This is a genomic window from Marinobacter sp. (assembly GCF_046484525.1).
Taxonomy (GTDB): domain Bacteria; phylum Pseudomonadota; class Gammaproteobacteria; order Pseudomonadales; family Oleiphilaceae; genus Marinobacter.
In genome coordinates this window covers 21,619-45,119 of the sequence record NZ_JAWOIS010000022.1, presented here as the reverse complement: position 1 = coordinate 45,119, position 23,501 = coordinate 21,619, and the positions used below count along the sequence as shown (strand labels likewise).

Genomic DNA, 23,501 nt, shown 5'->3' with positions numbered 1-23,501 from the left:
CAGAATCCATGTCCTCAGCCGATCACGGGCCACCGCTGTCGGACCTGCCTCCCGAAAGCCGGCCGGTACGTCTCGCTGCACGGCTATCGAGCCTGGTGTGGTGGTCCCTTCTGGCGGTGCTTTTGTTGTTTGCGCTTTACGCGGGCATCGGCCGGCAACTGACCCAGAATATTGATAGCTTCCGGGATGACCTCGAACTCGAGCTTTCGGCGCGCACCGGCAAACAGGTGGAAATCGGTGGCCTCGATGCTCGCTGGAACTGGCTGGACCCGACTGTACTGGCCCGGGATATCGACCTCATCGAACCCGGGACCGGTGACTATGTGGTCCGCCTTCAACACCTTCGGATCCGCCTCGATTTCCTTGCTTCCCTGCTCCGGTTCCGGGTGGTTTTTGAAGCCTTCGAGGCCGATGGCCTGGAACTGACTCTCAACCAGACCCCTGATGGCGAGGTGGGTGTCGAGGGTGTGGAATTGCCTGCGCCCGCCCGGAGTGAGTTTCAGGAGTGGCTTGAGCTGGCGGGTCGCTGGTTGTCCGATCCTTACGTCAAACTCACCCGGGTCAATCTGGCGATTCGGGACAACCAGGGCCAGTTGCGTCATCTTGAGATTCCCCAGCTGGATCTGGTCTACCGCCGTGGCCTGTTTCGGGCCTCCGGGCGCGCCATGCAGCCTGGCACCACCCAGCAGCTGGCCAGTTTCAGCCTGGTCGGGCGGCACTTCTTCACTGGCGACTTTACTGGCCAGCTTTATCTGGACGTGGATTCGGGCCGGCTGTTCGATGGCCTGGTCGACGAATACCAGTGGCGCACGCTCCGTGTCGAAGGTTTTGATCTGGGAGGGCAGCTTTGGCTGACCTTCCGGGATGGCCTTCTTCAGCAGGCAAGCGGCTCGGTACAGACGCCGTATCTGCAACTGGGTGTGGGCGATGAATCCCTGGCGCCGATCGAGAACATCAGTGCCCGTTTTGGCTGGCGCCGGGCGGAGAACGCCGGTAACACTGTGGTTTCACGAGGAGAAATTCACCTGCAGGAACTGCAGTGGACCTGGAATGAGGTCACCGTCCCGCCGTTCAGTGCGCGGCTGATGCCTCGGGAGGGTGGGGATGTCGAAGTGGTGGCGGATGCTCTGCCCCTGGGGCCCCTGCGTCGCTTGCTTGTGGTCCTGCCCCTGCTGCCGGAGCAGGCGGATCGTGTGCTCCGGAACTATCGCCCCGCAGGCTATCTGGACCGGATGCATCTGAGGTTGCCCGCCCTTGATCTGGCGGAATTCGAGCTCACCGGCCTGTTGCGTGACGTCCGGTTTCAGGCTCACGGCGGCGCTCCGGGCGCCTCCGGTCTGAATGGCCGGATTACCCTGCGCCGCAATTCCGGCTCGGTGGAACTGGCGCCCGCCGGAGAGTCAGTCACCCTTCGCTTTCCCCGGCTGTTCCGCGACGCCTGGTCGCTTCGGGAAGTGCAGGGCACCGTCGCCTGGCTGCTGGATGGTCCCATCACCCGCATGTATTCCGATAACATCCGGATGCGCTATGGCGACACCACCAGCCTCACCGGCGCCTTTGATCTGCGCATGGATCGTGAGGGCGAGGACAACCTTGGTCTTCGCGTCGGTGTCGAGGATGGGCGAGTCGGGATGCTGGAAGATTTCCTGCCGGAAAAGGTTGTAAACCCCGGCCTGTATGAATGGCTGACGACAGCGATCACCGAGGCGCGGATCACCGAGGGGGTCTACTATGGCCATGGCCAGATCGGTCGCGATGCGCCCCGGGGTTCGTTCGTCTCGTCCATGTGGTACACCTTCGAGGACGCGACGGTCCGTTACGATGAACGCTGGCCGGAAGTGACGTCGGCGCGGGGCAGGGTCGATATTCACAACGGCAACACAGACGTTCAGCTGGAGTCTGGCCGGACCGGCGGCCTGGAGCTCGGTCCGAGCCGGGTGAAGGTGATCCCCGGCGACGGCACCCGGCTCTATGTGGATGCCGCTGCCCGCGTGCCCGGTGATGCCGTGCCCTTCTGGATGGACAACAGCCCGTTGGGCGAGATGGCCGGCTCCGAGGCCCGAAGTCTGGAATACGGGGGCGAGTATGCCCTGGACCTGGATCTTGAGCTGCCTCTGGGCGAAGGCGGGGAGCCGGTGATCCAGGCCCGGGTTCAGACCTCCAATGGCTCGGTACGTTATCCAGGCGCTAATCTGAGCTGGACCGGACTCTCCGGAGATCTGACCTATCATACCGCCGATGGCTTCTCTGGAGGGCCGATTCAGGCCCGATTTTTCGGTGATCCGGTGGCGGTCGGCCTCAGTGTGGGTGCGGACGGGCAGGGCCTCGCCATTCGTCAGGAAGGTCAGCTCACGGTACCTGGCGTCTTCCGCCAGGCCGGTCTGGAAAGTGACAGTGGGTTCGGGCTCAAGGGTGCCCTGGAGTATTCCGCCGTCTTGACGGTCGGAGCGGACACCACGTCCGGTATCCGGGTACGTTCCAATCTTGAGGGGCTTGCCGTGGACTGGCCTGAACCACTGGGCAAGAGCGCCGAAGAACAGGCGCCGCTGGAGGCCACCCTCGATCCCCGGGCCGACGGGGGGCTCCGGATCGCCGGTAGCTGGGAGAACCGGATGGGCTTCGATTTCCTCTGGCACGACACCGGTTTCGACCTGACCCTTGGCCACCTTTACTTGGGTTCCCATACCCTCAGAAATATCCAGATCAGTGCGCTGCAGCTGGAGGACCGCTGGGTCGTAAGTACCCGTTCCGAGCGGGCGGTAGGCCGGGTAGTATTGCCGGATGGTGACGAGCCGGTGAAGGCCGATTTTGAGGTGTTGAGATTGGTCCGGGACGATGAGCAACGGGAAGCCCAGCCGGAGTTACTGACCCTCGAAGAGCAACTGGAAGCTTTCCGGGCCCTGGATATGGGCAGTTGGCCGGACATTGATGTCAGCATTGCAGACCTTCAGCTCAACGACGAGAGCCTGGGAACCTGGACGTTCCTTCTGCGACCGGAACCGTTCCAGCTCAAGGTCAATGACATCGAGGGCCGCCTGAACTCCCTGACCCTGCTGGGGGAGATGACCTGGAGTATCGCCGCTGACCGGGAAGTCAGCCGCTTTGCCGGTTCGGTAACCGGTGGTTCCCTGACCGATCTGAACCGGCTGTTTGGCACAGAAATTCCGCTGGAAAACCGGCAGACCAATTTCGAACTTGACCTGGACTGGCCCGGGCGACCCGATGATTTCTCCGTACGGGAGGTTAGTGGAACGGTCAGTCTGCGTCTTGATGAGGGGATTATCCTGGAGCAGAACAACACCGCCCAATTGTTCCGGATCTTCAACCTGCTGAACGCTGATGCCCTTTGGCGGCGCCTGAAACTGGATTTTTCCGACCTCTATGAACGGGGTGTGGCTTTTGACGCCATCTCCGGCAAGGCACGGATCACCAGCGGTTTGCTGACCATGGATCCCGAGCTGCAGATTGTCGGTCCCTCGGGAGCGTTCAAACTCAGCGGCACCACGGACCTGTCCGAGGAAACCCTGGACATGCGGCTGGTAGTGGTCCTGCCGCTCACCCAGAACTTGCCTCTTGCGGCCCTGCTCATGGGGGCGGGGGCACCGATTGGCGGTGCCTTGTTCGTGCTGGACAAGGTTCTGGGCGACCCGTTGAGTAAACTGACCAGTGCCACCTATAGTGTTACCGGGGCCTGGGATAATCCCGAGGTTGATCTTCGCCGGGTCTTCGATACCGGCGAGTAGTGCGAACGGAGAAGGATTTTATGACCACACAGGAAAAACAGCGGGTAACTGCGATCCAGATGGTGAGCACCCGGGACATCGAGGCGAATCTGCAGGAAGCGGAGCGTTTGCTGGCCGAAGCAGCCCGCCAGGGCGCGAAGGTAGCGGTGCTGCCGGAGAACTTCGCCGTGCTGTCGACCCAGGACATGATTGACTGTGGCCGGACAGAGGCGGGCGACAGACCGGTAATCCGGGATTTCCTGTCAGTCCAGGCCCGAACGCTCGGGATCTGGATTGTAGGTGGCTCCCTGCCTTTGGCCCAGCGACCGGATGGTACCGATATTGAGGATCGGGTGCGGGCCACATGTCTGGTGTATGACGATCAGGGCCAGGAGGTCGGTCGTTACGACAAGATTCACTTGTTCGATGCCAAAGTAGAGGATGCCCATGGCCAATATCGGGAATCGGACACCTTCGAGCCCGGGGAGCGCGTGGTGACCGTGGATACGCCAGCGGGCAAACTGGGAATGGCCATCTGCTACGATCTGCGTTTCCCGGAGCTGTTCCGCGCGCTGAGGGAGCAGGGCGCCGAGTGGATCTGCCTGCCAAGCGCCTTCACCTGGCAAACCGGCGATGCCCACTGGCACGCCCTGATCCGCGCCCGGGCCATCGAGAACCAGGTCTGGGTCGTCGCCCCTGGCCAGGGCGGCCAGAACAGCGAACGCCGCCGCACCTACGGCCACACCCTGATCTGCGATCCCTGGGGCAAGATCACCGCCGAGCGCGAAGAAGACGGCCCCGGCGTGATTACCGCCGAGCTGGATCTGGAGCGGCTGAAGCAGGTGAGGGAGAACATGCCCGTTTGGGAGCACCGGCGGCTCGTTTAACTCAGAGGTCTAACTCAGGGGCCAGATGAACTAGTTCATCTGGCCCCATTCTGGCCTCTAACCCCGCCTCAGGGGTCTGATGAAAACCTTCATCTGACCCCATTCTGGCCTCTAACCCCGACTCAGGGGTCTGATGAAAACCTTCATCTGACCCCATGTTCAGGTCAGACTCCGGGATCGCATCTAAAAACGGGGTCAGAAGAAAGCGTTCTTCAGACCCCTGGGGGATGACCCCGTCTTCACCGGTCCCAGCTCCGCACTATTCAATTTCGTCAATACACTCCCGCAAATACCGAAACAGCTTCTTCGCCTGCCCGGTATTCTTCTCCTTCTCGGCATCCCGCTTCGCATTCCGCGCCAAGTTCCGCAGATGCTGGATATCCGCCGACGGGCAGTAATCAATAAACTCCCCCACCGCTGAATCTCCCTCGGTCACCATCCGGTCGCGCCAGCGTTCGGCCAAGTGGTGGCGGCGGGTATGCTCGGCGCTGCCGGCGTCGAAGGCGTCGAGACCGCGCTCGATGGCTTCCGGGTCTTCCTCGTTGCGCATGACCTTGCCGATGTAATGCAGGTGCCGCCGGCGCGCCTCATTCTTGCGGATTCGCCGGGACTCGACAATGGCCGCCTTCAGGGTATCGCTGATGGGCAAGCTGTTGAGCTGGTCGTCGCTCAGATCCAGCATACGCTTGCCCACTTCCTGCAGGGCGTGCATTTCCCGCTTGATCTGGGATTTGCTGGGACCGAGGTCTTCCTGGAATTCGTCGTCGTGGTGATCTGTCATAGTGGGTCCTAAAGCCGGAGCCGGATGAAAGCCTTCATCTGACCCCATGTTAACTTGTGTGCGAGGGCCAACTCGGGGGTTAGTCCAAAGTCGGGGCCAGATGAAAGCCTTCATCTGACCCCATTTTCAGGTGCAACTCAGGGGTCTGAAGAAAACCTTCTTCTGACCCCAAGTTTATATCAGACCCCATCTTTGCCGATCAGGCGTAAAAAATCGTCGCCAACCCTAGAAACGCCATAAACCCCACCACATCCGTCACCGTGGTCAGAATAACGCTTCCCGCCAGTGCTGGATCAATATTCCGGGATTTCAGGAACAGCGGCAACATGGTGCCCACAAAGGCGGCGGCGACGAGGTTGATGACCAGGGCGGCGGCAATGATGCCTCCGATCATCAGATCCTGGAACCAGACTGCGGCGGCCGTGGCCACTACCAGGGCCCAGAACAGGCCATTGAGCGCCCCCACAAAGAATTCCCGGTTCAACAGCCATCGCACGTTGGCGCCACTGATCTGGCCCACGGCCATGCCCCGGATGACCAGGGTAAGAGTCTGGCTGCCGGCAATGCCGCCCATACTGGCGACGATGGGCATCAGTATCGCCAGGGCAACCACCTTGCTGATGGTGTCCTCGAACAGCCCGATCACCGCCGAGGCAATGAAAGCGGTGACCAGGTTGATCCCCAGCCACACCGCCCGGCGGCGGGTGGTTTTCCAGACCGGGGCAAAGGTGTCTTCATCCTCGTCCAGACCGGCCATGCTCATCAGGGAGTGGTCGGCGTCTTCCCGGATAACGTCAACCACGTCATCGATGGTGATGCGCCCGAGCAACCGGCCTTCCTCGTTGACCACCGGCGCCGAGATCAGGTCGTAGCGCTCGAACAGGGTCGCGACCTTGGTGTCGGAAAGGGCCACGGGAATGGGTTCGACTTCGGTGTCCATGACCTCGCGCACGGTGGCTGCAGGGTTGGACACCAGGATCCGGGTAATGGGCAGCACGCCGATAAATTCATCCCGCCGGCTGACCACGATCAGGCTGTCGGTCATCGGAGGCAGGTTACGGTGCCGGCGCAGGTAACGGAGCACAACGTCGATATTGATGTCCGGGCGCACCGTGATGGTGTCCGTGTTCATCAGACCACCGGCGGTGTCCTCCGGATAGGACAGCACTTCCTCGACCCGCAGACGGTCCTGCTCGTCCATGGTGTCCAGAACCTCCTGGATCACCGTATCCGGTAGCTGCTGCAGCAAGTCGGCGAGATCGTCCGACTCGAAATCCTCAATGATGTCCGCCAGTTCCTGGGCGTTCAGCTGACTCAGGAAGTAGCTACGGATGTCATCGCTGAGGTACTGAAGGACTTCGCCCTCCAGATCCTTCTCCACCAGGTTCCAGAGCAGGGCACGCTGACGGGGAGGGGAGGATTCCAGCAGGTGGGCGATATCGCTGGGGCTCAGGCCGCCATTGAGGATGCGGGCAACCTGCTTGAGGGCACCACTATCCAGCGCCTCACTCAGAGAGCGCAAACGCTGCTTGGCCTGGCTTTTTTCCAGAATATCGGTCATGGATCACCTGCTTGCTGAAAACGCCTTTATTATAGCGGAGTTAGGCGTTACAGGTGAGTTAAAACGGAGACAAATCCCCAGGGGTCTGAAGAACACTTTCTTCTGACCCCATTTTCAAACCGGGCTCAGAACATGCGCCAAACTCGGGGTCAGAAGAGGGTGTTCTTCAGACCCCTGTGCATATTCACCGTCATTCCCCCTCACCGAAGTAGTTATCAATCAACGCCGCCAGCGCCTCAATGGCCCCTTCCTCATCCGGTCCCTCGGCAATCAGTTCCACCTCGGTACCCTGGCTGGCAGCAAGCATCATCACGTGCATGATGTTCTTGGCATCCACCTCGCGGCCGTTGCGGGCGATCCGGACCTGGCTGTCGAACTCGGAGGCGGTGGCCACCAGCTTGGCTGTGGCGCGGGCGTGCAGGCCGAGTTTGTTGATGATGGTGATGGGGCGGCGGATCATGACGGTTCAGGTCTCTTCCCGGGCTTGCAGGTGGGGCAGCTCGGTGTGGCGCACCTGCACGTTGTTGTAGTGTTTGCGGAAATGCTTGCCCAGCTGCTCGCAGATATACACGGAGCGATGCTGGCCGCCGGTGCAGCCGATGGAAATAGTCATGTAGCTGCGGTTGCTTTCGGCAAAGCCGGGCAGCCAGTTGTCCAGGAAGGCGATCAGGTCATCGACCATCTTGCGGCTGGCCGGCTCCCGCTCCAGGAAATCGATCACCGGCTGGTCGGTGCCCACATACTGGCGCAGGCTGGTGTCCCAGTAGGGGTTGGGCAGGCAGCGGACATCGAACACGTAATCGGAATCCAACGGAACCCCGTGCTTGAAGCCGAAGGACTGAAACAGCAGGGCCAGTTCCTGCTCCTTGCGGCCCACCACCCGTTGCTTCACCTGATCCCGCAGCTGGTACATCGACATGCCGGTGGTGTTGATATAAAGGTCCGCGAGTTTGGACAGCGGTTCCAGCAGCTTTTTTTCGCTGGTGATGGCTTCGCGCAGGGAAGTCCTGTCGTCGCTCAGTGGGTGCTTCCGGCGCGTGGCGTGGAAACGCTGGAGCAGCGACTGCTCGTCGGCATCCAGGAAGATGATCTCCACGGTAATGCCGGTTGCCTGGAGCTGGTTGTAGAGGTCCTCGAAGTTGGCGAGTTCTCCGGACAGGTTCCGTGCATCAATGCTGACCGCCATCTTGTTGAGGCGGCCGGGCTTCTCCTGGGTGGCCGCTTCCCGGGTCAGCGGGAACAGCAATCCGATGGGGAGGTTATCGATGCAGTAGAAGCCCAGGTCTTCCAGTACATGCAGTGCGGTACTCTTGCCTGAGCCTGACCTGCCACTCACGATGATCAACTTCATGCCCAGCATACCTCCGGTAAAGTCGGGTTCAGCCGTTAGCGGCTGTCATGCGCTCATACAACGTCCTTGCATCTTCGCACTCACGGAGCCTGTTGCAGAAGGACCGCTCATTGAATTTCTCGGCCAGTTGGCTAAGCAGCTCCAAATGCTCACTGGTCGCCTCCTTGGGCACGATCAGGGCAAACACCAGGTCCACGGGCTGGTTGTCGATAGCATCGAACTCGACGCTTTCCTCCAGCGTCACCAGTACACCGATCACCCGGTTCAGGCCTTCCAGCCGGCAGTGGGGGATGGCAATCCCCTGGCCGATTCCGGTACTTCCGAGCCGCTCGCGCGCGATCAGATTGTTGAAGATCTCGGTGTCGCTCAGGGCTTCATCTTGCTGGTGGATCTTTTCAGCGATGAACTCCAGAACCCGCTTCTTGCTTGATGCCGGCACCCGGCAGAGGGTCAGTTCCGGTACAAGGATGTTGTCTATGGTCAGGGATGTGTCGCTCATGGATCGACTGCATTTCCGTAAAAAAAAGGCTGCGACACCCGAAGTGCCGCAGCGCCATTGGATTACTGCACGGAGACGGACTGTTAACGTTGTCCGTTACCGTGCATCCGGTCTACGTTCTTTTCCTTGTGCTTGAGAACCTGGCGATCCAGCTTGTCGATCAGGGCATCGATGGCTGCGTACATGTCCTCATTCTCGGCCTTTGCATGAACTTCACCGCCACCCGCTACATGCAGAGTCCCCTCCGCAATCTGGCGCACTTTTTCGACCTCCAGGGTCACCTGACAGTTGGAGATGTGATCAAAATGGCGCTCCAGCTTGTCGAACTTCTCGGTAACATAGTCCTTGAGGGAGGGAGTCAGTTCTACGTGATGGCCTGAAATATTGAGTTGCATAGGCGTCTCCTGTTGTTACACCAGTCGTTTGCGTTCATTGGAAGGCGGAATATGCATCGCCTCCCGGTACTTGGCCACGGTGCGTCTTGCCACCTTGATGCCCTGTTCTCCTAGCATGGCTGCAATTTTACTGTCACTCAATGGCTTTTTGGGAGTTTCCGCGGCAATCAGTTTCCTGATCATCGCGCGAATGGCCGTTGAGGAACATTCACCCCCTTCATCCGTGCTGACATGGCTGGAGAAAAAGTACTTCAGCTCAAAGATGCCCCGGGGCGTGTGCATGTATTTCTGCGTGGTCACCCGGGAAATGGTGGACTCGTGCATGTCCACGGCCTGGGCAATATCGGACAGGATCAACGGCTTCATCGCCTCCTCACCCTGGTCCAGGAAGCCCTGTTGGTGCTCCACGATGCGGGTGGCCACCTTCAGCAGGGTTTCATTCCGGCTCTGCAGGCTCTTGATGAACCACTTTGCTTCCTGCAATTGATCGCGCAGGTAGGTGTTGTCTGCACTGCTGTCCGCACGCCTTATAAGAGAAGCATAGCTCGCATTCACGCGGATGCGGGGGGCAATTTCCGGATTCAGTTCCACCCGCCAGCGGCCGTTGTGTTTGCGAACGATGACATCGGGGATGACGTAATCCGGCTCGCCGTGGTCGATCACATCGCCCGGCCGGGGGTTGAGGCCGGTGATCAGCGCCAGGATTTCCCGCAACTGCTCTTCCTTCAGGCGGCTTCTGCGCAGCAGCTGGGCGTAGTCCCGGTTACCCAGGAGGTTGATGTAGTGGGTAATCACCAGCCGAGCCTGAGCCAGCCAGGGGGTATCCGGTGGCAGCTGGTTAAGCTGGATCAGCAGGCATTCCTGCAGATCCCGGGCAAATACGCCAGCCGGGTCCAGGTGCTGGAGCCGGTGCAGTACCGCTTCCACCTCGTCCAGTTCCAGGGGGTCCTCGTCGGCGTCGTCCTGCAGGCCGGCATGGATTTCCTCCAGCGGACTGGTCAGGTAGCCGTGATCGTCCACCGCATCGAGCAGGGCATGGGCGATGGCCCGGTCCCGCTCGCTCATGGGTGTGAGGTTGATCTGCCATTCCAGGTGATCGTGCAGGGTTTCGGTGGGCGAGTTGCGGGTCTCGAAATCCTGGTCGTTGTCGTCGTCATTGCGGGCCGACGAGGCCGGGGCGGACTGATAGATGTCGTCCCAGGCAGTGTCGACCGGCAGGTCGTCCGGGATGTTATCGGGAACCTCGTTCTCGCTGGTCCATTCCGGGCCGGCGTCGTCCCAGTCATCGCCGGTTTCGGCACTGGCAGTGGAACCCTGTTCGTCGTCGTCCCGGTTTTCGGTGTTGTCCGCCGGTGCTTCGGCGTGGTCGTCGTCCTCGGAGGTTTCCAGCATCGGGTTGGAATCGAGGGCCTGCTGGATTTCCTGTTGCAGATCGAGGGTGGAGAGCTGCAGAAGCCGGATCGCCTGTTGCAGCTGGGGCGTCATGGTCAGGCTCTGACCCAGCTTTAACTGTAATGAAGCTTTCATCACCATACGTTCAGGATCCGTTACTCGTCACGCTCTGTCACCTTGGTATCAGAGAAAAAATGCTTTGTATGCTAGCTAGTTGCCGTAGCAAGCAAGTTCTTTGCCGAGTTTACTGGAAACGGGGGTCAGATTGAACATGAAAGGTGGCGGGGAGGTGAAACTCAGGGGTCTGATGAAAACTTTCATCTGACCCCAACTTAGACCCTTGGCTCGTGCTTGAAGTTAACTCGGGGTCAGAAGAAGGATTTCTTCAGACCCCTGGGCGCCCCTCACAACCGGAACTCATCCCCCAGGTACACCTCTTTCACCTGCTGATTCGCCAGAATTTCCTCCGAACTCCCGGAGGCGATAATATGCCCCCCGGAGACGATGTAGGCGTTCTCGCAGATATCCAGCGTTTCCCGCACGTTGTGGTCGGTTATCAGCACTCCGATGCCCTTGTCCCGCAGGTGGCGGATGATGTGCTTGATATCGCTCACCGAGATCGGATCGACGCCGGCGAAGGGTTCGTCCAGCAGGATGAAGGCCGGCTCCATCGCCAGGGCGCGGGCGATTTCCACCCGCCGGCGCTCGCCGCCGGACAGAGCCATGCCGACGCTGTCGCGGATGTGGGTGATGTGGAACTCTTCCAGCAGCTCTTCGAGCTTGGCATCACGCTCGGCCCGGTCGAGGCCCTTGCGGGTTTCCAGGATCGCCATGATGTTGTCCCGCACGGTCAGTTTGCGGAATACCGAGGCCTCCTGAGGCAGGTAGCCGATCCCCTTGCGGGCCCGCCCGTGCATGGGCAGGGGCGTGATGTCCTGGCCATCAATGGTGATGCGGCCGCGATCGGCGGGCACCAGGCCCACAATCATGTAAAAGCAGGTGGTCTTGCCGGCGCCGTTGGGGCCGAGCAAACCGACGATTTCGCCACTCTGGATTTCCAGGGAAACGTCGATCACGACCTTTTTCTGTTTATAGCTCTTTGCCAGGTTACTGGCTCTCAGTACTGCCATCGGATCCCTGTCTGGTGCTGCGGGGCTGGATAACCATTTCAACCCGGCCAGTGCCGGATCCCGTGTCCTGGCCGCCCTTGGCGGTAACGACCCGGCGAACCGTATCGTAATGGATCAGGTCGCCGCGGAACAGGTTGCCATTCTGCTCAATCACCGCCTCCCGTTCAAAGGTCAGCTGCTGGTCATCGGCAGACCAGGTGATGTTCAGGGCGCGGGCATCGGTCTCGCCCTCACCGTCACGGCTCGGCTGGGTGTAGTGGGCCGGGGCGCCGGAAGCCTCGATACGGTTCAGGCCTTCCGTGTTGCGGTACAGCACGACCCGTTCGGCAGTCAGTCGGGTCTTGCCCTGGGTGAGGATCACGTCACCGGTATAGGTGGCCACGCCTTTGCTGTCGTCCAGCCGCGCGCTGTCGGCGCTGACGGTGATCGGCTGGTCGGAATCCAGGTCGAAGGCCAGGACCGGGCTGCTGAGGGCCAGCGCCAGCAGGGTGGCCAACACGCCGGACGGGTGTTTATTGAACGGTCTCATAACGTCCTTCCACGTCGGAGTTGAGCTCCAGAATTCGGTCGTTGATCCAGGCTTTCATGCCGGTGGCACGGGTCACGCCGATGCGATCGGTGATCTCCACCGGAGCGTCGGTATAGATGATGTTCTGATCGTTGTCCAGCGTCAGCTTTGACGTGGTCAGGGTCGCCTCACGGTCGCCAATCGGGCGAATGATACGCACGTTGTCGGTCAGGTACAGCAGATTCTCGTTCTGAAGCAGGCTGCCGTTGTCCGCCGAGATTGTCCAGGGGTTGGTGCCCGGTTCGCCGCGGATACGGGCGATGGGCGATACCATGGTGGCCATGTTGCCCTCCTCGAACTGCTCGATCCGCGGGCTGGAGAAGCGCACTTCCAGGTTGCCGTTCTCGTCATAGGCGGTGTAGGTCCCGTCCACCACAAAGCCATCCGGTTCGGCCGGACCGCGCAGGGCAGCAGCGTCGGGGGCCGGCGCTTGTGGCTCGTCACTGCGCCAGAGCAGGAGCATGGCGACCGCGACCAGGGCAATCACCGCGAGCGTCCGCGCCAGCGGGCGTTCGGTGACTTGCCGGAGCGACTCCAGGGGGCTGCTCATCCCTCGGGCTCCACGTAGGGTGCAAGCGCGGCGTCCAGTTTGTTCTGGGCAGTCAGGATCAGGTCACAGGCCTCCCGTACGGCGCCATTTCCACCGGCCACGCTGGTGCAGTAGTCCGCGTGCTGACGGACCAGCCAGTAGCTGTTAGGCACAGTGATGCCCAGACCGGCAAAGCGCAGTGCCGGCAGGTCGGGCAGGTCGTCGCCCATGTAGGCAATCTCTTCCGGGGCGATGTCCATGGTGCGGACCAGTTCCTGCAGGGCCACTTTCTTGTCCTCGCGACCCTGCATCAGGTGCGGGATGCCCAGGTCGTTCATGCGCTTTTCGGTCAAGGGCGAGCGCCGACCGGTGATCACGGCCACGGTGATGCCGGCGGCCATAAGCTGTTTCAGACCAAGGCCGTCGAGGATGTTGAAACCCTTGAGTTCGTCGCCATTGGCGCTGAAATAGAGCTTGCCGTCGCTCATGATGCCGTCCACGTCCAGCGCGATCAGCCGGATGCGGGCGGCCCTGGCGATCAGCTCTTCAGGCCATTGCGAAGCCAGCGGGCTGGTCAGGTCGGCCATCAGATCACTCCCGCCCGGAGTAGGTCGTGCATGTTGATGGCGCCGACCAGGGCGCCTTTATCGTCGGTGACCGGCAGGGCGTTGATCTTCATCTCTTCCATGATGTTCAGGGCCTCGGCCGCCAGGTGGTCGGCGGCGATGGTTTTGCCGTGGCGGGTCATCACTTCCTCGATGGCGGTGTTGTGGATGTCCACGGATCGGTCCAGGGTGCGGCGCAGGTCACCGTCGGTAAAGACGCCGGTGAGGTTGCCATTGGCGTCCAACACCGTGGTCATGCCCAGGCCCTTGCGGGACATCTCCAGCAGGGCACCGCTGAGGGTGGTGCCTTCGGTGACCGCGGGAATCTGCTCGCCGGCGTGCATGATGTCGGACACCTTGAGCAGCAGGCGCCGGCCCAGGCTGCCCCCGGGGTGGGAGAAGGCGAAATCCTCGGCGCTGAAGCCGCGGGCTTCCAGTAAGGCCACCGCCAGTGCATCTCCCATGACCAGGGTTGCCGTCGTACTGGAAGTGGGGGCGAGGCCCAGCGGGCAGGCTTCTGCGTCCACCCGGACATCCAGGTTGGCTACTGCTTCCCTTGCCAGTACCGAGTCCGGGTTGCCGGTCATGCTGATCAGCGGGGCACCCATGCGTTTGATCAGCGGCAGGATGGTGACCACCTCACTGGTGTTGCCGCTGTTGGAGATGGCAATGACGACATCCTGACTGGTGATCATGCCCAGATCGCCATGGCTGGCTTCTCCGGGGTGGACAAAGAAAGAAGGCGTGCCGGTGCTGGCCAGGGTAGCCGCGATCTTGTTGCCGATGTGGCCGGACTTGCCCATGCCGGTCACCACGACTCGGCCCTTGCAGGCCATGATGGTCTCGCAGGCGCGGAGGAAGTGGTCGTCGATGCGGCCTTCGAGGGCCTCGATGGCATCGCGCTCGATGCGAATGGCGCGTAGGGCGGATGTCCGGAAATCGTGGCTGGTCTGTTCAGTCATCGGGCTCTGGCCTGGCTTGTATCGGGGGATTTCGGCAAAAAGCGTTGAAAGTGGCGCAAGTATATCATTTTCAGTAATTTCGGTGATGACCATCACGACATTTTACCTCCCAGACATTGAGGTTAGGCGCCGCATCGCATAATGTAGCCCCTCCTCGAAAGGGACAGATTATGGGTTCGACTGCATACATATCTCTGAAGGACGTTGTCTTCTCCCGTTCCGGCCGGCGGATCTTCGATGGCATCACCCTGGATATCCCCAGGGGCAGGATCACCGCGATCATGGGCCCCAGTGGGACAGGAAAGACCACACTGCTGCGGCTGATCGGGGGGCAACTGCGCCCGGACAGCGGCAGCGTCCAGGTCGATGGCCACGAGGTGCCGCGCCTCAAGCGCAAGGCCCTGTACGCGCTGCGCGAGAAAATGGGGATGCTGTTCCAGAGTGGCGCCCTGTTCACCGACCTGAGTGTCTTTGAAAACGTGGCTTTCCCGCTGCGGGTGCACACAAAGCTGCCTGAAGACATGATCCACGACATCGTGCTGATGAAGCTTGAAGCCGTCGGCCTGCGGGGCGCGCGCCACCTGATGCCCTCGGAGCTCTCCGGCGGCATGACCCGCCGGGTTGCCCTGGCTCGCAGCATTGCCCTGGATCCGGAGCTGATCATGTACGACGAGCCCTTCGCCGGCCAGGATCCCATCGCCATGGGCGTGCTGGTCAAGCTGATCCGGGATCTGAACAGCTCCATGGGATTGACCAGCGTGCTGGTGTCCCATGACGTGCCCGAGTCCCTGAGTATCTGCCATTACGCCTGTATCATTGCCGACGGCAAGGTCATTGGCGAAGGCACGCCGGAGGAGCTGAAAGCGCACCCATCGGACCAGGTCCAGCAGTTCCTGCAGGGACAGCCGGACGGACCGGTGCCTTTCCATTATCCCGCGGATGATGCCGGCAAGGACTTCGGTCTGGGAGGAGGCGTCTGATGCTGAACCGTATCGCTTCCCTGGGCCGGCTGGGCCTCGATGTTGTCGCTTCCCTCGGCCGCTCCGGGCGTTTTCTGGCCGGGGTGCTGAGTGGCGTGCCGCGCCCGGTGACCGGCTTCCCGCTGCTGGTCAAACAGATTTATGCGGTCGGGGTGTTGTCTCTGGCCATTGTCGTGGTGTCCGGCCTGTTCATCGGCATGGTGCTGGGGCTGCAGGGTTACACCATACTCTCCGATTACGGTTCCGAGGCTGCCATTGGCCAGATGATTGCGCTGACCCTGGTGCGGGAGCTCGGGCCGGTGGTCACCGCCTTGCTGTTCGCCGGGCGGGCTGGCTCGGCCCTGACCGCGGAGATCGGCCTGATGAAGGCCACCGAGCAGCTGTCCAGCATGGAAATGATGGGGGTGGACCCCTTACGGCGGGTGATCGCACCACGCCTGTGGGCCGGCTTTATCGCCATGCCGATACTGGCGGTCATCTTCTCCGTGGTCGGTATCTGGGGCGGCATGCTGGTCGGTGTGGAATGGCTGGGCGTGTTCGAAGGTTCCTTCTGGGGCAACATGCAGTCTTCCGTGGACTTTGTGGACGACGTGATGAACGGCTTCATCAAGAGTGTCGTGTTCGGATTCGTTTGCGCCTGGATCGCGGTGTTCCAGGGCTATGACTGTGTGCCCACGTCTGCCGGAATCAGTTCCGCCACCACCAAGACCGTGGTTTACTCGTCCCTGGCCGTATTGGGGCTGGATTTTGTGCTAACCGCCGTAATGTTCGGCGATTTCTGAGATTGATCAACGGGAGCCGGTAATGGCACAGAGAACCACTGAAATCATTGTTGGTCTGTTCATGGTTGCGGGGCTGGCGGCTTTGCTGGTGCTGGCGCTTCAGGTCAGCGGGTTGTCGCCCAAGGCCGCCGAGAGCACCTACACCCTGTACGCCAATTTCAACGATACCGGCGGCCTGACACCCCGGGGTAAGGTGTCCATGGCCGGGGTGACGGTCGGCACCATCGAGTCCATTTCCCTCGACAAGGAAACCTTCCAGGCCCGGGTGAAAATGTCGATTCATGCAGAGGTGGACAACATTCCGGCGGACAGTTCCGCAGTTATACGTACATCCGGTCTGCTCGGTGAGCAGTACATTGACATATCCATCGGTGGGGACATGGAATCGCTACAAGCCGGCGATACCTTCTATTCCACCCAGTCCGCCATGAACCTTGAGCGGCTGATCAGTAACTTTGCTTCCGGCAAATGAGCGCCGGAGCACTGACCGAACAGAGATAGCGGGAGATCCTGATGGTTGCTTTGACCCAACGACTTTTCCTGGTCCTGGCCCTGGTGGTCGCGACAGCTGCCCAGGCGCAGGCGGGGCAGGCCGAAGAGTTGCGTGAATACGTGGACGTGAACACCCAGAAACTGGTGAAGAAGCTCAATGAAGAGCGTGGTTTGTATGAGGAGGATCCCGAGGCCTTCTACCAAAGCATGGATGAAACCCTGACCGATTTCGTGGATTTCCGGCGCATCGCCGCCCGCGTAATGGGGCGCTATGCCCGCCAGACCACGCCCGAGCAGCGTGACGAGTTTGTTGAGACGTTCAAACGCAGCCTGTTCGACAGCTACGCCAAGGCCCTGGTCGACGCCGAGGATTTCGAGATCAACGTTCAGGAAGCGACTATCCTGCCCAGGGATGAGAATCGTGCCACGGTGGACCTGCAGGTGATCAGCTCCTCCGGAAATCGCTACCCGGTGGTCTATTCCATGTACCGGAACGAAGAGGGTCGGTGGCTGATGGAAAACGTGATCGTAGAGGGCGTGAACATCGGCCTCGCCTTCCGGGACCGGTTCGGCCAGGAAATGGAAGCGAATCGGGGCCAGATCCAGGTCGTGATTGACGGCTGGAGCGATGCCGCCAAGGCCATTGATCTGGACGGGGACGCAGACAACTCATGAGTCCTTCCGCCCCGCGCGCCGAGCTCCGGGATGGCGAGATGACCGTGACCGGCGAGGTGGATGCCTCGTCGGTCATTGCGCTTCGCCAGCAGGGGGAGCAGCTGATTGCCGGCGTCAACGACGGCCTCGTGGTTGATGTCTCCGGTCTTGAAACCGCCCACAGTGTGGTGCTCTCCATGATGCTGTGCTGGGAGCGGCTTGCCAGGAAACAGGGCATCGACCTGAGTTTTCGCGGTATCAATGGCCGCCTTGCCTCGCTGGCATCACTGAGTAATCTGAGTGGCCAGCTGACCCGCGCCGACTAATTGGTTACAATCTCGCCCCTGATTTTTCCAAAACACCCGAGGATAGTTTATGGACGCCGCCGAAGTCACCAAACTGGTCGAAGAAGCCTTGCCCGGTTGCGAGGTTCAGGTCCAGGTTGATGGTACCCATTACATGGTCGTCGTGGTGGGTGAGGTATTCGAAGGCCTGCCGACCATCAAGCGGCAGCAAATGATCAACAAGGCGCTGTTCCAGCACATTATGGACGGCACCATCCACGCCCTGCATCCGCGTGCCTTCACTCCCGCAGAATGGGCCGAGCGCCAGGGCTGATACGCCCGCCTGACACAGGAATTCTATTTTGGACAAACTTCTGATTCGCGGGCGCAGACCCCTCGATGGCGAAATCCGTATTTCAGGTGCCAAGAACGCGGCACTGCCGATCCTCGCTGCCACCCTGCTGGCGGACGAGCCGGTCACCGTGGGCAACCTGCCGCACCTGCACGACATCACCACCATGATCGAGCTGCTGGGCCGCATGGGTGTTGAGGTGATCATTGACGAGAAGATGAGCGTGGAGATCCACGCCAACACCATCAAGCACTTCCACGCGCCCTATGAACTGGTCAAGACCATGCGCGCGTCGATCCTGGTGCTGGGCCCGCTGGTGGCTCATTTCGGCGAGGCCGAGGTGTCTCTGCCTGGTGGTTGTGCCATCGGCAGCCGGCCGGTGAACCTGCACATCCACGGCCTGGAGCTGATGGGTGCGGATATCAAGGTCGAGAACGGTTACATCAAGGCCAAGACCAACGGCCGCCTGAAGGGTGCCCACATTTTCCTGGACACCGTGACCGTAACCGGCACCGAGAACCTGATGATGGCCGCGGCCCTGGCTGACGGCAAGACCATCCTTGAGAACGCAGCCCGTGAGCCGGAAGTGGTGGACCTGGCCGAGTGCCTGATCGCCATGGGCGCGGACATCAAGGGCCACGGCACTGCGACCATCGAAATCAACGGTGTCGAGCGCCTGCACGGTTGCCACTACAACGTGCTGCCGGACCGCATCGAGACCGGTACCTTCCTGGTAGCCGCCGCCGCCACCGGTGGCCGGGTGAAGCTGAAGGACACCCGTGAGGATCTTCTTGAAGCGGTCCTCCTGAAGCTGGAAGAAGCGGGCGCCCACATCGAGACCGGTCCGGACTGGATCGAGCTGGACATGAAGGGCAAACGGCCGAAAGCGGTGAGTCTGCGCACGGCACCGTACCCGGCGTTCCCCACAGACATGCAGGCTCAGTTCGCCGCCATGAACGCGGTGGCGGAAGGAACCGGCACCATCGTGGAGACCGTGTTCGAGAACCGCTTCATGCACTTGCAGGAACTTGGCCGCATGGGTGCGGACATCTCCCTGGAAGGCAACGCCGCCATCATCAAGGGCGTCGCGCATCTGACCGGTGCACCGGTGATGGCCACAGACCTGCGGGCCTCGGCCAGCCTGGTGATTGCCGGCCTGGTGGCCGATGGCGACACCATCGTGGACCGCATCTACCACATCGATCGCGGCTACGAGTGTATTGAAGAGAAACTGCAGCTGCTGGGCGCGAGTATCCGCCGCCTGCCGGCCTAACAGACACGACGGGAAACCGGAAGGACGCATGACAGATTCCATTACCATCGCCTTGTCGAAGGGACGAATCCTCGAAGAAACCCTGCCGCTGCTGGCGGAAGCCGGCATCGAGCTGGTCGACGACGTGAAGAAATCCCGCAAGCTGGTGTTTCCGACCACCGACCCGGATGTTCGTGTACTGATCATCCGCGCCACCGACGTGCCGACCTATGTCCAGTACGGCGGCGCGGACCTCGGTGTCACCGGCAAGGACGTGCTGATGGAACACGGTGCGGAAGGCCTGTACGAGCCCCTGGACCTGAACATCTCCCGCTGCCGCCTGATGACGGCCGGCCCCAAGGGCCAGACGCCGCCGAACGGCCGCATCAAGGTAGCCACCAAGTTCGTCAACCTGGCTCGAAGGTACTATTCCGCTCAGGGCCGCCAGGCCGATATCATCAAGCTTTACGGCGCGATGGAGCTGGCCCCGATCCTCGGCCTCGCTGACGAGATCGTCGATATCGTCGATACCGGCAACACCCTGAAGGCCAACGGTCTCGAAGCCCGCGACCTGATCGAACACATCAGCAGCCGGTTGGTGGTCAATCGTGCGTCCATGAAGATGAAACATGGGCGGATTAACCCCATAATTGAAAAGATGGCCGCCGCCGTAGAGAAGCGTCGAGCAGAAAAGTAGGGGTCTGAAGAAAGCCTTCTTCTGACCCCGGTAATTTTGAGCTGTCCTTGAATTGATGTTGGGGTCAGATGAAAGCTTTCATCAGACCCCGAGGTATCGGCAGCAATCCAGCACCAACAGCAAGACCAAAGCAATGTCCTCCTGAAGCAGGAACAATGAAATGACCGACGTAACCATCAAACGACTGAACGCCTCCCAAAGCGACTTCGACAGCGCACTGGCCAAACTGCTGGCCTGGGACGACAGTGTTGATCATCAGGTGAGCGAGTCGGTGCGTCACATCCTGCACGAAGTCAAAACCCGCGGTGACCAGGCCGTCCTGGAATTCACCGAAAAGTTCGACCGCCTGGCGGTTGGCTCCGTGGCTGAGCTGGAAATGGGCAAGGATCGGCTCCAGAAAAGCCTGGACGCCATCCCCCGGGATCAGCGTGAGGCTCTGGAAAAGGCGGCCGAGCGTATCCGCGACTACCACGAGCGCCAGGACCAGAAATCCTGGCAGTACCAGGATCAGGACGGTACGATCCTGGGCCAGAAGGTAACCCCACTGGATCGCGCCGGGCTGTACGTGCCGGGTGGCAAGGCGGCCTATCCGTCCTCTGTACTGATGAACGCCATCCCGGCGAAAGTGGCCGGCGTCAGTGAAGTGATCATGGTCGTTCCCACGCCGGACGGTGTCGTGAACGACATGGTCCTGGCCGCCGCCGCCATTGCCGGTGTCGACCGGGTATTCACCGTCGGCGGCGCCCAGGCAGTTGGCGCCTTGGCCTACGGCACGGAATCCATCCCTTCCGTGGACAAGATCGTAGGGCCCGGCAACATCTTCGTGGCCGCGGCCAAGCGCGAGGTGTTCGGCGTGGTCGGCATCGATATGATCGCCGGTCCTTCCGAAATCCTGGTGATCTCCGACGGCAAGACCGACCCGGACTGGATCGCCATGGACCTGTTCTCCCAAGCCGAGCATGACGAGCAGGCCCAGAGCATCCTGATCAGCCCGGACGCGGAATTCCTGGATGCCGTGGAAGTCAGCATCAAGAAACTGCTGCCGACCATGGAGCGGGCCGACATCATCCGCACCTCCATGACCGACCGCGCAGCCCTGATTCAGGTCGCGGACCTCAAGGAAGCGGCCGAAGTCTCCAACCGGATCGCCCCCGAACACCTGGAGCTCTCCGTGGAAGATCCGCAAGCCATGCTGGACGACATCCGCCACGCCGGTGCCATCTTCATGGGCCGCTACACCGCCGAGGCCCTGGGTGACTACTGCGCCGGCCCGAACCACGTACTGCCCACCAGTGGCACCGCGAGGTTCTCTTCGCCACTGGGCGTCTACGACTTCCAGAAGCGCTCGTCCATCATTGGCTTCAGCGCCAACGGCGCCGACCGCATGGGCCGCGTCGCCTCCGTCCTGGCCAGAGGCGAGGGCCTCACCGCCCACGCCCGCTCGGCGGAGTACCGGATCAAAGATTAAGTGGGGACTTGAAGGCGGGGTCAGATGAAAGCTTTCATCTGACCCCATTTTCACCTCGAATTCCCCTCTGGGGTCTGATGAAAACCTTCATCTGACCCCATCTTAAAACCAAACTCCGGGGTCAGAAGAGCGCTTTCTTCTGACCCCTTGCTAACGCGGTATGCAGGCAGGTGGGCGGCACGTCTCCCGGGAGACGTGCCGCCCACCTGCCGTCGACTCGGAGTCAAAAATGAGCAAATTCTGGAGCCCCCTGGTAAACGACCTGGTCCCTTACGTCCCGGGCGAACAGCCGAAAATGGCAAACCTGGTCAAGCTCAACACCAACGAAAACCCCTTCGGCCCGTCGCCCAAGGTCATCGAAGCTATCCAGGCCGAACTGAACGACAACCTCCGCCTCTACCCGGACCCGGAAGGCGAGGCCCTGCGCCAGACCATCGCTGGCTACCACAAGGTCCAGCCGGATCAGGTATTCCTCGGCAACGGCTCCGACGAAGTCCTGGCCCACATCTTCTACGCCCTGTTCCAGCACGGCGAGCCGATCCTGTTCCCGGACGTGACCTACAGCTTCTACCCGGTCTACTGCGGCCTGTACAACATCGAAGGCAAGAAGGTACCGCTGTCCGACAGCTTCGAGATCAACCCGGAGGATTACCAGCAGCCCAACGGGGGCATCATCTTTCCGAACCCGAACGCCCCGACCGGCCGCTACCTGCCGCTGGAGCAAGTAGAAGCCATCGTCCAGGCCAACCGGGATCGCGTGGTGGTGGTTGATGAAGCCTACGTAGACTTCGGCGGTGAAAGCGCGATCTCCCTGGTAGACAACTATCCGAACCTGCTGGTCTGCCAGACCCTGTCGAAGGCGCGGTCCCTGGCAGGTCTGCGTGTCGGCTTCGCCGTAGGCCACAAGGATCTGGTTGAGGCCCTCAATCGCGTCAAGAACAGCTTCAACAGCTACCCGCTGGACCGCCTGGCACTGGCCGGCGCGAAAGCGGCATACGAGGACGAAGCCTGGTTCCAAAAGTGCTGCGATGGTGTCATCAGTGAGCGGGAGCGTGTTACCGAAGCATTGGAGGGTCTGGGTTTCGAAGTGTTGCCCTCCAAAGCCAATTTCGTATTCGCCCGCCACAAGCAACAATCCGGCGAAGCACTGGCCAAAGGCCTGAGAGAGCAGGGCATCATCGTCCGGCACTTCAATAAGCCCCGAATCAGTGACTTCCTGCGAATTACAATTGGCACAGCTGAGCAGAATGATGCATTAATCAAGGGCCTTCAGTCTCTGTAAAACTGAATGGCTCGCGGAGGCCCTCCCCGCCTGCCGGCCACTCCCAACTCAGAAGGCAATCAGGAGGAGCTCTATGGCAGCTCGAAAGGATATCCTGAACACCATCAACGAATGGCTCCAACCCGAAAACTTCCAGGACTACAGCCCCAACGGCCTCCAGGTCGAGGGAAAGGGTGAGATCAACACCATCGTCACCGGCGTAACCGCATCGAAGGCATTGATCGAAGCCGCCATCGACGCCAACGCCGACATGATCCTCGTCCACCACGGCTACTTCTGGAAAGGCGAAGACCAGCGCATCCGGGGCATGAAGCGTGAACGGCTGAAACAGTTGCTCGACCACGACATCAACCTCGTCGCTTACCACCTCCCGCTGGACGATCACCCGGACTACGGCAACAACCGCCAACTCGCCGACGTCCTCGGCATCAAAAACCCGCGCCCGCTGGGCGGCCTGGTCTGGGAAGGGGAACTGCAGGAACCGATGACCCCGGAAAAATTTGGCCTGCACATCGCCAGAAAACTCCACCGCGAGCCTCTCTGGGTCGGTGAGGGAAAGCACGAGATCAAGCGGGTAGGCTGGTGCACCGGCGCTGCGCAAGGCTTCATCAACACCGCCCTGGATGCTGGCCTGGATGCGTATATCAGCGGGGAAATTTCAGAACCGACGACTCACACGGCACGGGAATGTGGCATCCACTATTTTGCAGCGGGCCACCACGCCACCGAGCGTTACGGTGTGCAGGCACTTGGGAAGGCGTTGGAAAAGGAATTCGGGATCACGCACAAGTTTATCGATTGTGATAACCCGGTGTGATTTGAGCGTGGAGTCATGAAAATGGGGTCAGAAGAAGGCTTTCTTCAGACCCCAACTTC

Annotated in this window: 25 protein-coding genes; 13 read left to right on the top strand and 12 right to left on the bottom strand. The window is 60.9% G+C overall.

The genetic code is table 11. From position 1 onward, the window contains the following. Positions 1-8 precede the first annotated feature (8 nt). On the top strand, positions 9-3,743 hold the full coding sequence (locus tag R6W86_RS05250; protein WP_410328326.1) for a YhdP family protein: 3,735 nt from the start codon (positions 9-11) through the stop codon (positions 3,741-3,743). Between the two features lie 20 nt (positions 3,744-3,763). After that, positions 3,764-4,609, top strand: a complete 846-nt coding sequence (locus tag R6W86_RS05245; RefSeq protein WP_410328325.1) for a carbon-nitrogen hydrolase family protein — start codon at positions 3,764-3,766, stop codon at positions 4,607-4,609. 259 nt (positions 4,610-4,868) lie between these two features. Here R6W86_RS05245 and yjgA read toward each other — a convergent pair whose 3' ends face one another. From yjgA to R6W86_RS05185, 12 genes are all read right to left on the bottom strand, one after another. After that, the gene (gene yjgA, locus R6W86_RS05240) at positions 4,869-5,390 is read right to left on the bottom strand and encodes a ribosome biogenesis factor YjgA (protein ID WP_410328324.1); all 522 of its coding nucleotides are present in this window, start codon (positions 5,388-5,390) and stop codon (positions 4,869-4,871) included. A 199-nt stretch (positions 5,391-5,589) separates the two neighbouring features. Next, positions 5,590-6,951 (bottom strand): magnesium transporter, encoded by a 1,362-nt coding sequence (mgtE, locus tag R6W86_RS05235; RefSeq protein ID WP_410328323.1) that lies wholly within the window; start codon positions 6,949-6,951, stop codon positions 5,590-5,592. 190 nt (positions 6,952-7,141) lie between these two features. After that, positions 7,142-7,411 carry an HPr family phosphocarrier protein gene (locus R6W86_RS05230; RefSeq protein WP_410328322.1) on the bottom strand — a complete coding sequence of 90 codons (270 nt, stop codon included), beginning with the start codon at positions 7,409-7,411 and terminating at the stop codon, positions 7,142-7,144. 6 nt (positions 7,412-7,417) lie between these two features. Further along, on the bottom strand, positions 7,418-8,302 hold the full coding sequence (gene rapZ / locus R6W86_RS05225; protein WP_410328321.1) for an RNase adapter RapZ: 885 nt from the start codon (positions 8,300-8,302) through the stop codon (positions 7,418-7,420). 28 nt (positions 8,303-8,330) lie between these two features. Then, positions 8,331-8,801, bottom strand: coding sequence for a PTS IIA-like nitrogen regulatory protein PtsN (ptsN, locus tag R6W86_RS05220; RefSeq protein ID WP_410328320.1), 471 nt, complete (start codon positions 8,799-8,801; stop codon positions 8,331-8,333). An 83-nt stretch (positions 8,802-8,884) separates the two neighbouring features. Further along, on the bottom strand, positions 8,885-9,196 hold the full coding sequence (hpf, locus tag R6W86_RS05215; protein ID WP_410328319.1) for a ribosome hibernation promoting factor: 312 nt from the start codon (positions 9,194-9,196) through the stop codon (positions 8,885-8,887). A gap of 15 nt (positions 9,197-9,211) precedes the next feature. Continuing rightward, a complete protein-coding gene (locus R6W86_RS05210; protein WP_410328348.1) occupies positions 9,212-10,723 on the bottom strand; it encodes an RNA polymerase factor sigma-54 in 1,512 nt (503 codons plus the stop codon). A gap of 269 nt (positions 10,724-10,992) precedes the next feature. Then, complete coding sequence (lptB, locus tag R6W86_RS05205) at positions 10,993-11,718, bottom strand: LPS export ABC transporter ATP-binding protein (RefSeq protein ID WP_410328318.1); 726 nt, start codon at positions 11,716-11,718, stop codon at positions 10,993-10,995. Beyond that, a complete protein-coding gene (lptA, locus tag R6W86_RS05200; RefSeq protein ID WP_410328317.1) occupies positions 11,696-12,247 on the bottom strand; it encodes a lipopolysaccharide transport periplasmic protein LptA in 552 nt (183 codons plus the stop codon). Before lptA ends, lptB begins: the two co-directional genes overlap by 23 nt. Continuing rightward, a complete protein-coding gene (lptC, locus tag R6W86_RS05195) occupies positions 12,231-12,836 on the bottom strand; it encodes an LPS export ABC transporter periplasmic protein LptC (protein ID WP_410328316.1) in 606 nt (201 codons plus the stop codon). The genes lptA and lptC overlap by 17 nt, the downstream gene beginning before the upstream one ends. Continuing rightward, positions 12,833-13,402, bottom strand: coding sequence for a 3-deoxy-manno-octulosonate-8-phosphatase KdsC (gene kdsC, locus R6W86_RS05190; protein WP_410328315.1), 570 nt, complete (start codon positions 13,400-13,402; stop codon positions 12,833-12,835). The genes lptC and kdsC overlap by 4 nt, the downstream gene beginning before the upstream one ends. Then, the gene (locus tag R6W86_RS05185) at positions 13,402-14,382 is read right to left on the bottom strand and encodes a KpsF/GutQ family sugar-phosphate isomerase (RefSeq protein ID WP_410328314.1); all 981 of its coding nucleotides are present in this window, start codon (positions 14,380-14,382) and stop codon (positions 13,402-13,404) included. The genes kdsC and R6W86_RS05185 overlap by 1 nt, the downstream gene beginning before the upstream one ends. A 170-nt stretch (positions 14,383-14,552) precedes the next feature. Here R6W86_RS05185 and R6W86_RS05180 point away from each other — a divergent pair, with 170 nt between their 5' ends. The 11 genes from R6W86_RS05180 (at position 14,553) to R6W86_RS05130 (ending at position 23,442) form a co-directional block, all read left to right on the top strand. Further along, a complete protein-coding gene (locus R6W86_RS05180; protein ID WP_410328313.1) occupies positions 14,553-15,362 on the top strand; it encodes an ATP-binding cassette domain-containing protein in 810 nt (269 codons plus the stop codon). Continuing rightward, positions 15,362-16,144: a lipid asymmetry maintenance ABC transporter permease subunit MlaE gene (gene mlaE / locus R6W86_RS05175; RefSeq protein WP_410328312.1), complete on the top strand. Its 783-nt coding sequence runs from the start codon at positions 15,362-15,364 to the stop codon at positions 16,142-16,144. The genes R6W86_RS05180 and mlaE overlap by 1 nt, the downstream gene beginning before the upstream one ends. A 22-nt stretch (positions 16,145-16,166) precedes the next feature. Beyond that, positions 16,167-16,616 (top strand): outer membrane lipid asymmetry maintenance protein MlaD, encoded by a 450-nt coding sequence (gene mlaD / locus R6W86_RS05170; RefSeq protein WP_410328311.1) that lies wholly within the window; start codon positions 16,167-16,169, stop codon positions 16,614-16,616. Positions 16,617-16,657: 41 nt separating this feature from the next. Continuing rightward, complete coding sequence (locus R6W86_RS05165) at positions 16,658-17,311, top strand: phospholipid-binding protein MlaC (RefSeq protein WP_410328310.1); 654 nt, start codon at positions 16,658-16,660, stop codon at positions 17,309-17,311. Further along, positions 17,308-17,616, top strand: coding sequence for a lipid asymmetry maintenance protein MlaB (locus R6W86_RS05160; RefSeq protein WP_410328309.1), 309 nt, complete (start codon positions 17,308-17,310; stop codon positions 17,614-17,616). The genes R6W86_RS05165 and R6W86_RS05160 overlap by 4 nt, the downstream gene beginning before the upstream one ends. A 49-nt stretch (positions 17,617-17,665) precedes the next feature. Beyond that, positions 17,666-17,908, top strand: a complete 243-nt coding sequence (locus R6W86_RS05155) for a BolA/IbaG family iron-sulfur metabolism protein (protein WP_372987573.1) — start codon at positions 17,666-17,668, stop codon at positions 17,906-17,908. Between the two features lie 28 nt (positions 17,909-17,936). Continuing rightward, a complete protein-coding gene (murA, locus tag R6W86_RS05150; RefSeq protein ID WP_410328308.1) occupies positions 17,937-19,199 on the top strand; it encodes a UDP-N-acetylglucosamine 1-carboxyvinyltransferase in 1,263 nt (420 codons plus the stop codon). Positions 19,200-19,227: 28 nt separating this feature from the next. After that, positions 19,228-19,875, top strand: coding sequence for an ATP phosphoribosyltransferase (hisG, locus tag R6W86_RS05145; RefSeq protein ID WP_410328307.1), 648 nt, complete (start codon positions 19,228-19,230; stop codon positions 19,873-19,875). A gap of 160 nt (positions 19,876-20,035) precedes the next feature. Further along, positions 20,036-21,343 (top strand): histidinol dehydrogenase, encoded by a 1,308-nt coding sequence (hisD, locus tag R6W86_RS05140; protein WP_410328306.1) that lies wholly within the window; start codon positions 20,036-20,038, stop codon positions 21,341-21,343. A 229-nt stretch (positions 21,344-21,572) separates the two neighbouring features. Next, the gene (gene hisC / locus R6W86_RS05135; RefSeq protein ID WP_410328305.1) at positions 21,573-22,625 is read left to right on the top strand and encodes a histidinol-phosphate transaminase; all 1,053 of its coding nucleotides are present in this window, start codon (positions 21,573-21,575) and stop codon (positions 22,623-22,625) included. A 73-nt stretch (positions 22,626-22,698) separates the two neighbouring features. After that, a complete protein-coding gene (locus R6W86_RS05130; RefSeq protein WP_410328304.1) occupies positions 22,699-23,442 on the top strand; it encodes a Nif3-like dinuclear metal center hexameric protein in 744 nt (247 codons plus the stop codon). The last annotated feature ends 59 nt before the right edge of the window (positions 23,443-23,501 follow it).